The sequence below is a fragment of the Bilifractor sp. LCP21S3_F8 genome (assembly GCF_052117805.1).
Lineage (GTDB): Bacteria > Bacillota > Clostridia > Lachnospirales > Lachnospiraceae > Bilifractor.
This window is the reverse complement of sequence record NZ_JBQKIK010000019.1, coordinates 1-10,073: the sequence shown is the minus strand read 5'-3', so window position 1 is coordinate 10,073 and position 10,073 is coordinate 1. Positions and strand designations below refer to the sequence as shown.

The window sequence follows — 10,073 nt, the reverse complement described above, 5'->3', positions numbered from 1 at the left end:
TATGGCTGGATACGACAACAATAAACTTGGCGAGCTTCGTCCGAACCAGATCATCACGACCTTCGGACCGGGCTCCATTGTGGATGCGGTCAAGGATTCCGTCATCATTCTCGACATTCCTTACTGGAAAGACAAAGGGATGAGGATCATAGACGGCAGACTTGCATCCTACCTGAACGTGGATGCGTTCTACATGCCGAGAACATCCTTTGCACATGACATACCGGTGCAATCCTTCCCACGCTGGCACGTATGCTCAAACCTCAAATGCGGACGGCTTTTCGACGCAAGTGAATCATTCAACCTGGAGAAGTATCTCAAATATGGAGTGACCTGCCCGGACTGCGGAAGGAAGGCATATCCGGCACGTTTCATCACTATCTGCGAAAAGGGACACATGTCTGACTTCCCGTGGCGATGGTGGGTTCATCACGGGGATACTGACTGCAAAGGCAGACTGAGGATGTATTCAACGGGAAACACGTCAACTCTGTCGGACATGTGGGTGGAATGCTCCTGCGGTGCCAGAAGAAGCATGAGCGGCGCCACGCAGGCTCAGAACTTCGAAGGGCTGTCCTGCCGCGGCACACACCCGTTCCGGCCGAACAGCAGACCAGAGCATTGTGAAAAGCCTGTTATCCCGTCACAGCGCGGTGCCTCAAACGTGTACTTTGTAGTGACAAGAAGCGCCATATCCATTCCGCCATGGATCAATCCGCTGTACAACCTGATAGACGAGCACCTACGCGATATCGAACAGGCGAAGAAGATGGCGGTCAAATTTGGGAAAACCGAAGAAGATGGTCTTCAACAGATTTATGAAGAATACTTTTCTAGGTATTCCCGTGAGGACTTCGATGAAGCCTATGAGCGGCGCATGAAAAACATCAAGGAATTCACTGAAATCAAGCGGATGGAATATGAGGCCATCACGCATCACAATGATCCGACCTATCAGTCCAACAAGAAGCATTTCAAAGCAGAGGAAGATGCTCTTCCCGAATACTTCAAGCACTACTTTAAGCGGATCATCCGCATAACAAGACTGCGCGAGGTGCGAGTGCTTCTTGGTTTCACACGGGTTGACGCTCCTGATCCGGATGAGGAACAGCCGAATATCGTCTACCTGATAAAGGGCAGGGATGAACGATGGCTTCCTGCGGTGGAGGTAAACGGCGAAGGAATCTTCATCGAATTCAACAGGCAGACGCTTGCGAAGTGGCTGACCGAGCCGAAGACCAGAGAAATTTCAGAGAAATATGCCGCCTCCTACAGGGAGTACTGTGAGTCAAAGGGATGGACGATAAAGGCGGATCGCAACGCCGTCTATGTCCTCATGCATACCTTCTCCCATCTTCTCATCAAGCAGATGGCCTTGTCGTCGGGATACTCCTCTTCAGCAATAAGGGAGAGAATCTACTTCGACGACAAGATGGCAGGCATTCTGCTCTATACAGGAAGCTCCGACAAGGAAGGCTCTCTCGGAGGTCTCGTGGAACTCGGTACGGCCGAACAGATGACAAGCCTCATGCGGGAAGCGTTCCAGGAGGCACTTGTATGCACGAACGATCCGGAATGCATGAACACGCTCCCGGCCGGGAAGAACTCAAACGGAGCCGCATGCCATTCGTGCTGCATGATTTCAGAAACCGCATGCGAGAACGGGAATCGAATGCTTGACCGGGGACTCGTGGTTCCTCTTTCGGGACGCGAAGAGACATCGTATTTCAGAGAGCTGGTGAATGAGCTGTGTCAGGTGGAGATTTAAAACAAGAAATACTTCTGAATACCGTAAGGGCGGATGCCGCCAATGGCACCGACAATGCCAAGGATATCCTGCGCAAACAATATCCGGGATTATCTTCGACGGATTACGAGGAATTAGCCGGGACAATCCGGTCTGCCATGACCATGAAAAGAAATGACAAAATCTCGTTGGTCGTGACAGCACCGCCGTCATTCAGAATCAATGCAAAGCCTACGATGACGGTTGTCCGGTCAATGATCGAGGGATCGAAAAGAAACATCTTGATAACCGGATACTCGCTTTCCTCATACTTTTCAGAACTGACGGACACCATTATCGATAAAAGCCAGAAAGGCGTGTTCGTCAAATTCTTCATCAATAACATTCATAAGCAGCCGGATGCAGACAAACTGCTCAGATATAGGAGCCATTTTCTCAAACTGTACGACTACAGCAACGAGGACGACAAGATGGCTGCATTGCATGCCAAGGTCATCTCCGTGGATATGAGCCAGACGCTGATAACGTCGGCAAATCTGTCATATCATGGTCAGCAGGGAAACATCGAACTCGGGGCACTGATTGAATCGGAAAACACGGCGAAGCAGCTTGACGAAGTGATGACACAGCTTATCTTCAAGAAGATATTCAGGGAAGTGTGACATACGGAGGTGATGCCGGTGTCAGACATTTTGACGAAGGAACAGCGGCATTTCAATATGTCGCATATACGAGGAAAGGACACCAGACCGGAGGAAATCGTCAGAAAGTATCTGTTCTCGAAAGGATACAGGTATCGCAAGAATGACAGCCGGTATCCGGGGAAACCAGATATAGTACTTCCGAAATATCGGACAGTGATTTTTATAAACGGCTGCTTCTGGCACAGGCATCCTGGTTGCAGGTACGCAACAACTCCGGCTTCAAACCGGGAATTCTGGCAGAAGAAGTTTGATCAGAATATTGCCAGAGACCGAAAGGTACAAGAGCAGCTTCGGGCAGATGGTTGGAATGTAATAGTAGTCTGGGAATGCGAGATCTCCAAGAAAACAGTCTGCGAAGACAGGCTGAAGCGCCTCGAGCAGGAAATTGGAGGAAAGAGGGAGAATTCCTCTCCGAACAGTCCGTAAGGGCTCATCAATGAAGAACCACCTTATTGCAATATATGTATGCTGAAAGAAACACAAAGAATTGAAAAATGAGATGAATATTTCAGAATACATTTCACCAATATATTACCTTACATGTTCACAGGACCAGATTGGTCCGACAATGTCTGACCAACTTAAGGATATGTCGACATTACGAACAAAACGAACGTTGAACATGAGCAGGTAGGGCATGAAAATGCAGAATATGGTTCAGAAACTTTAAAAATGCTAGCCAGGTACCTTACAAATCAATATGCTGCCGGATTCAGCCGCAGCGATATCAGCAGAATGCGGCAGCTGTAGCTTACTTATCCAAACTGTGCGACACTGTCGCACAAATAAAGCTGGAGCCATTATGTAGAGCTACTCACAATTGATGATCCACAAGAACGATCTTTCTATGTGCATGCATGCGAACCAGAAGCAGTATAAGAATATGCAGATATTGAGAAAAATTTTGGATGTATTCTGTAGAGAATGAGTTTAACCTGTTGGATTTTCCGACAGGTTAAAAAGGCGATAGTAAGATTAAGGAGTGCACCATGGAATATGGTACAAAAATCCGACTTTTATACTTATATCAATATCTTCTTGAGCATACAGATCCGGATCATCCGCAGTCTACGGCCGAGCTGACAAAGATGCTCAAGGATGATTATGATTTGAAGGTTTCCCGGAATACGATCAGTAATGATCTGGCGATTCTCCGGGAATCGGATCTGCATATTGATTATATAGAGTCAACGCAGAACAAATATTATTACAACGGTCGGCCATTTGAAGTGAGCGAGCTGAAGATCCTGATTGATGCCCTTTCTTCTGCCAGGTTCATAACGCCGAATATTTCCAGTAACCTGATTGCGAAGCTGCTGACGCTGACGACTGTGGAAAATGCCCAGCGGCTCCGGCGGCATATTTCCGTCACGGACCGCTATAAGAGCAGCAATCATTCCGGCTACTACAGCGTCGATGCGATCAACAATGCCGTCGATCTACATCGCAGGATCCGGTTTTATTACACGGATTTTGATGTGAACAAGAAGCGCTATGTTACGAATGACGGAAAGCCGTACACTATCAGTCCTTATGAGCTGACCTGGGACGGCGATTACTACTATGTCCGCGGATTCTGCGATGAGAGGCAGGCGATGCGGACATTCCGGCTGGACCGGATCAAGGGGCAGCCAGCGATTTTGCATGAAATCGCTGTGGCACCGCCGGACAACTATAATCCGGAGGAATATCACAAGGCGGTTTTTCGTATGTATGATACGGACGAGCCGAAGGAAGTCAGCCTTTTCTGCCATGTCTCCGCCATGAAGTATCTGATTGACAACTTCGGCCAGCGCTTCTGGTCCGAACCTGTAGATGAAGAGCATTTCCGGGCAAAAGTCCGCGTCTGCACGAGCACGACCTTTTACCGCTGGGTCTTCGGATTTACCGGAAGCATCCGGATTGAAGGCCCGGAAGAAACGGTTGAGGAGTATCGGGAGCAAATCCTGTCTGCGGCAAAGGAAAATGGAGTCTTGTAGGGATGTAGGCACGGATAGCAATACAAAACTTGTTTTGAAAAGTTATATTTTGAAGATCGATAAATTTAGAATTGAGGGGATAAAGCACATGACATTGACAGATATTGTGGAATGTTTTAATACAACTCCATTTCTTTTTATTGGATCCGGAATTTCCAGAAGATATTTAGGATTACCGGATTGGAAAAGTCTGCTTGCGCACTTTGCAACAGAAATAAAAGGGGATGAGCTTGCATATCAATTTTATGCTGATAAATCAGCCGATGCTGCCCCAGCAATGCGTATGCCCAGGATAGCCACTCTAATAGAAAGAGACTTTAATGAAGCATGGTTTACTAACCCATCGAAGCGGCATCTTGATAAAAACGAAATGGAACAAGTAAAACAAGGGGTTTCGCCATTTAAGGCAGAAGTAGCCTGGTACATCAAACATTCTTTTGCACTTCAATCACAATATCAAGAAGAAATAGCGTTACTGCAAAGAATTTCTACAAAGAGTATATCAGGCATTATTACGACTAATTATGATACATTTTTAGAAGATCACTGTGAAGGATATAAAACTTACGTGGGTCAGAATCAGCTGATATTCTCATCGTTACAGGGCATTGCTGAAATATATAAAATACACGGTTCAGTAGAGAATCCTGACAGTATAGTGATAAACGAAAGGGACTATCAGAATTTCGAAAAGCAAGAAAAATATCTTGCTGCTAAGCTGATGACTATATTTGTAGAATACCCTATTATTTTCATGGGCTATTCAATTAGCGACAGCAATATTCAAATGATTATACGATCTATTGTTGACTGCCTGGATGACGAGCAAGTCCGCAAACTTTCTGATAGATTTATTTTTGTAGAATATCTGCAAGATCATGGCGACGGCGTAGAAATATCGCCATATACAGTGATGGTTAACGATAAGCCATTGATGATGAAAAAAGTGGGACTTAGCGATTTCTCTTTGTTGTTCCGCGCATTGGAAAACAAAAAAACAAAAATTCCTGTTCGGTTGTTACGTCATTTTAAGCAGGAATTATATCGTTATGTCATTACAAGTAATCCGACAGCAACGATGCGAGTTGCATCTATTGATGATGCACGAGTAGATGATGAAGATTTTGTGTTAGCTATTGGTCGGGCATCAGCACTGGGTTTAAAGGGCTTAAGTGGACTAGACGGAAGCGAATGGTACCGAAATATCGTGCTTGGTGATTTAAATTTTAGTTCAGATGAGCTATTACATTATGCCTTTCCAAAACTATTGAAACAGAATTCCAATAAATTGCCGGTTAATAAACTATTGCAGAATGCAAAGGAGAAACATCCACTGGCTGAGCAGATAGCGGACACGTTCACATTTGAAGAGATCATCTCCAAGACAATTAAGAATCAACGTCATACGGCAAAAGACTTTCATTCTGTACTTGAAATTTGGAACAAAAAAGACGAGTCTCTGGAAAAGAGGACGAGATTGATTGCATATTTGACAGAGGATCAAATCGATGTTGGTGAACTGGAAGCTGTATTACGAGAATTATTTAGCAAAAACAAGAATATCCTGCAAGAAGAAACGCCTGCAGTGAAAACAAATATCAGGAGACTGATCATGATTTACGATTATTTGAAATGGGGAAAGAAAAAAGAGCCGTCTGATTAAAGCATCTGTAAACAGACACCGATCAGAAGACCCTTTAGAATCGATACACCTTGTCAAATTAGCATCTGCATGCAGACACCTTTTCGACACAGCGTATTACATTCGATGAACAACCTAAATCTAATTCATTTGGCAAGATTAGTCAATACATATTTTTTCACTGCACTGGCAAACTCACTACACTGACAGTTATGCACCAAGAGACTGGAACTGATGGACCAGATCAGTGCCTATATCGATCAATATTACTGCGAAAGACACACCACACCGTCCGTAAATGAAGTTGCACTGGGCGTCGGTGTGTCAAAAGCCACCGCTTATCGCTACTTGGTGGCCATGGATGAACGCGGAATGCTTGAATACGACGGATCCTCTCGAACCATCGTAACAAAGCTGATCAGCAAGTTCTCTACCGGCAGCTTCTCTGCCCCGGTGGTCGGTGCAATCCCCTGTGGTGAACCGGAAACCGAGGAGGAGAATATTGTAGAGTATGTCAGCCTGCCTGTTTCCCTTTTCGGGCATGGTGACTTCTACATCCTGAAGGCGGATGGAGATTCCATGACAGACGCGGGCATCGACAATGGAGATATGGTCGTTATCAGAAAACAGAGTTCCGCTAATGTTGGTGACATTGTGGTTGCGCTGGACGAGCACCAGCTGAATACGCTGAAGCTTTATGCAGGTGTGGATGAAGAAACCGGGGAAGTAATTCTGCGATATTGCAATAAGGAGCGATATCCGGACAAAGAAATCCGGGTTCGGGAGCTGGTAGTCCAGGGCGTCGCAAAGCATGTCATCAAAGCACTTGGGTGAACCCGTTGAGAGGGGGTGTCTGGAATTGAGAACATATGACGTGAAATGTCCCATTTGCGGCAAAATCAATCGCGGACTTTTTCTGGAGGAAACGGAGGGCTGGATGGAGTGTGACCAGTGCGGCAACGCGACCAGAATAAGGCTTGCAGGTGAGAACCAGTTGTCCATGGTTTACACCGTCAAAAAGCTGGAAGCACATTTGAAATATTGTTGAGTACGAATGGAGAGGTCACAGATGACAGAGACTGGAGATTTTTCATGGCGCGCGCTCTCCTGGTACTGCCCGAATTGTGGTCAGCGTATCACAGCTTATCAGAACGGAAAGGGCGAATTTAAGGCAGCCTGCAGCAGATGCAGAACCGTAAGTATTCGAATACCGAAGGGCAGACGCCACGGCACGATTGAGGTATACGCTCCAAAGGGGCTGTCGCCAGTAGCAAGGTAAAGCACAGATCTGACATAAGTTCAATTCAAAAATTCAAATCGAATACTTGTATAACGACGGAATGGCCGAGATGAAACAGGCTATATAAGACCATTTCCAGGTCATATACACGGATATCGGCTGGTTTAACCAGATACATTACATGAGAGGCCGCCGACAGGACCGGATTCTATTTTTATAGGATCCAACCCTGCCGGCGGTCTTTTTCTGTTCCTGCCGGCGGGGCTTTCGAACATTAAAACTCATATCGAAAGCCTGACATGCATTAAGGGCGAGAATATACATATTGCTGATTTCTCGTTTTCAGGGAAAAGCAGTATCGGTACCCTTATCTTTTTGCGCCCTTGTCAGGCTCTGAAGGTTCCGGACCGTACTGCATGCAGGTGTATCCTTCCGCTCCCCGCATCAGGCGGAAAGGAAAAAGTATGTATAGTTTAGAAACCGCCAATTTTGCAGGACGTCTGAAAACTCTCCGCAAAGCGAAAGGTATGACGCAGGAGAAAGCCGCCGAGGAGCTCTATATCAGTATCGAGCATCTCGGAAATATGGAACGCGGACAGGGAAAACCATCTCTGGAGCTTCTGGTTGAGATCGCCCTGGTGTTATATTTGATTACTATCTTATGCCACTTACGTCCCAAATACGTAATTTTATGTTGAACCGCAGGACTCAATGGGTTATACTTTTATTACGCACTTAAGACGATTACGTCTCAAGTGCGTAATATCAGGAGGTGCCGATGATACAACGTGATCTTTATCTTCACCAACTTGTTTCCTATATGTGGGATGGCCAGATCAAAGTGATTACCGGGATACGGCGGTGCGGAAAGTCTGTTCTTTTATTCGAACTGTTTCGTGATTATCTGCTGTCACAGGGGACGAGCGCGGAGAACATCATCACAATCGAACTTGATAAACGCAAAGATGTAAAATTCCGCAGCCCGATTGCTCTCAGCAGTATGGTCGAGGCAAAGATACAAAACAGCGCACAACAGTACTATCTTTTTATCGATGAAATTCAACTGTCTGTTTCCGTTCCCGATCCGGATCTGCCCGGCGAAAAGGTAACAATCTATGATATGCTGAATGAACTGCGGGGATACAAAAATCTTGATGTGTATGTCACAGGAAGCAATTCCCGGATGCTGTCAAGCGACATTGTAACAGAATTTCGCGGCCGTTCTTCTCAGATCCATGTATATCCTCTTTCTTTCCGGGAATTCTTTGCCGCTGCAGGAGGAGATAAAAGAGATGCATTTGACCGCTATATGCTTTATGGCGGGATGCCATACCTTCTGAATCTGAAGGAAGACCGACAGCGAAAAGACTATTTAGCACAGCTTTTTAATGAGGTATATATCAAGGATATCATTGAGCGTGAGGGAATTGAACGCCCTGATGTACTTTCTGATATCCTGGACTTTCTTGCGTCGTCTGTCAGTTCTCTGACAAATCCTACCAATATTGCAAACACACTGAACAGTACAAAAAGAGCGAATATCAGCCCTAAAACTGTTTCAAGTTACCTGGAATACCTGAAGAATGCCTTTCTGATCAGCGAAGCAAAGCGCTGGGATATCAAGGGAAAACGATATTTTCAGTATCCAAACAAATATTATTACACAGATATCGGGCTCCGTAATGCGCGAGTTAATTTCCGGCAATTTGATCCGGGCCATATCATGGAAAACATCCTGTACAATGAACTGATTATACAGGGATATTCCGTTGATGTTGGTGTCGTCCTCGACAGGCGAAAAGATCAGAAGGTGCAAAAGGAAATTGATTTTGTTGTCAATCAAGGAGACAAAAAGGTATATATCCAATCCGCCTATGAAATGTCTCATACAGAAAAGACAACCAGTGAACTGGACTCTCTGCGACTGACGAATGATTTCTTTGAGAAAATCGTTATGCGTCGGGATATTCCGGCGTCATTTACGGATGAAAACGGCATTCGTCATATCAATGTACTGGATTTCCTGCTTGGCAATGAAACGATCTTCTGATTCATAAGATAATCGGCACATGCCATAAAGACTGCCTTATGCCGGAATATGCTCAAATTGATCTTTTCGTCTATAAGGCCAAAATATTCAGGAACCGATTTGTAACTATCGGCTGGTTTAACCAGATAAATTACATGAGAGGCCGCCGGCAGGATCGGATTCTATTTTAATAGGATCCAGCCCTGCCGGCGGTCTATTTCTATTCCTGCCGGCGGAGCTTTCGAACATCAAAAAACAGTTTGAAAGCCTGACATGTATTAAGGGCGAGGCTACACATATTGCTGATTTTCCGTTTTCAGGGAAAGCAGTATCGGTACCCTTACCTTTTGCGCCCTTGTCAGACTCTGAAGATTCCAAATCGTACTGCATGCAGGTGTATCCTTCCGTTCTCCGCGTCAGGCGGAAAGAAAAAACCATCTCTGGAGCTTCTGGTGAGATCGCACTCTACTTCCATGTCAGTACCGACTATCTGCTTCTGGGACGCGAACTTGGCAGGGATTCCGTCCGTGCAAGCCTTCTTGAACTGTCCGCGCAGATGACAGAGCTTGCCGGCAAATTGTAAATCAATCGCCTGGATTCAAAATGAGCGATTGATTTTGGCAGTGCGCCTAGCGGCGCACGTTTCCAACGGGTTCAAGTCCCGAATCCGCCCGGTAGTGGGAAGGATATAGCCGAAGGCTAGGGTGTCCGCCGTGAGACGGAATCTGAAGG

At 45.7% G+C, this 10,073-nt stretch carries 12 protein-coding genes; all 12 read left to right on the top strand.

Going from position 1 to position 10,073, the window contains the following annotated elements; all coding sequences use genetic code 11:
- Position 1: 1 nt before the first annotated feature.
- The 12 genes from drmB (at position 2) to ACTQ3A_RS09345 (ending at position 9,924) form a co-directional block, all read left to right on the top strand.
- Positions 2-1,768: a DrmB family protein gene (gene drmB, locus ACTQ3A_RS09400; protein ID WP_441494682.1), complete on the top strand. Its 1,767-nt coding sequence runs from the start codon at positions 2-4 to the stop codon at positions 1,766-1,768.
- Positions 1,750-2,409, top strand: coding sequence for a phospholipase D-like domain-containing protein (locus ACTQ3A_RS09395; protein WP_441494681.1), 660 nt, complete (start codon positions 1,750-1,752; stop codon positions 2,407-2,409). The genes drmB and ACTQ3A_RS09395 overlap by 19 nt, the downstream gene beginning before the upstream one ends.
- 18 nt (positions 2,410-2,427) lie before the next feature.
- Positions 2,428-2,877 (top strand): very short patch repair endonuclease, encoded by a 450-nt coding sequence (locus tag ACTQ3A_RS09390; protein ID WP_441494680.1) that lies wholly within the window; start codon positions 2,428-2,430, stop codon positions 2,875-2,877.
- A gap of 171 nt (positions 2,878-3,048) precedes the next feature.
- Complete coding sequence (locus ACTQ3A_RS09385) at positions 3,049-3,201, top strand: DUF1016 N-terminal domain-containing protein (RefSeq protein WP_441494693.1); 153 nt, start codon at positions 3,049-3,051, stop codon at positions 3,199-3,201.
- Between the two features lie 239 nt (positions 3,202-3,440).
- Positions 3,441-4,430: a helix-turn-helix transcriptional regulator gene (locus tag ACTQ3A_RS09380; RefSeq protein ID WP_441494679.1), complete on the top strand. Its 990-nt coding sequence runs from the start codon at positions 3,441-3,443 to the stop codon at positions 4,428-4,430.
- Between the two features lie 49 nt (positions 4,431-4,479).
- Entirely contained in the window at positions 4,480-6,093 is a 1,614-nt protein-coding gene (locus ACTQ3A_RS09375) for an SIR2 family protein (RefSeq protein ID WP_441494678.1), read from the top strand.
- 213 nt (positions 6,094-6,306) lie between these two features.
- Positions 6,307-6,906, top strand: coding sequence for a LexA family protein (locus ACTQ3A_RS09370; RefSeq protein WP_441494677.1), 600 nt, complete (start codon positions 6,307-6,309; stop codon positions 6,904-6,906).
- A gap of 25 nt (positions 6,907-6,931) precedes the next feature.
- Positions 6,932-7,120: a translation initiation factor 2 gene (locus ACTQ3A_RS09365; protein WP_441494676.1), complete on the top strand. Its 189-nt coding sequence runs from the start codon at positions 6,932-6,934 to the stop codon at positions 7,118-7,120.
- 21 nt (positions 7,121-7,141) lie between these two features.
- Positions 7,142-7,351 carry a hypothetical protein gene (locus ACTQ3A_RS09360; protein ID WP_441494675.1) on the top strand — a complete coding sequence of 70 codons (210 nt, stop codon included), beginning with the start codon at positions 7,142-7,144 and terminating at the stop codon, positions 7,349-7,351.
- Between the two features lie 425 nt (positions 7,352-7,776).
- Positions 7,777-8,010 carry a helix-turn-helix domain-containing protein gene (locus ACTQ3A_RS09355; RefSeq protein ID WP_441494674.1) on the top strand — a complete coding sequence of 78 codons (234 nt, stop codon included), beginning with the start codon at positions 7,777-7,779 and terminating at the stop codon, positions 8,008-8,010.
- An 80-nt stretch (positions 8,011-8,090) separates the two neighbouring features.
- On the top strand, positions 8,091-9,362 hold the full coding sequence (locus tag ACTQ3A_RS09350) for an ATP-binding protein (protein ID WP_441494673.1): 1,272 nt from the start codon (positions 8,091-8,093) through the stop codon (positions 9,360-9,362).
- Positions 9,363-9,696: 334 nt separating this feature from the next.
- The gene (locus ACTQ3A_RS09345) at positions 9,697-9,924 is read left to right on the top strand and encodes a hypothetical protein (RefSeq protein ID WP_441495302.1); all 228 of its coding nucleotides are present in this window, start codon (positions 9,697-9,699) and stop codon (positions 9,922-9,924) included.
- Positions 9,925-10,073 lie beyond the last annotated feature (149 nt).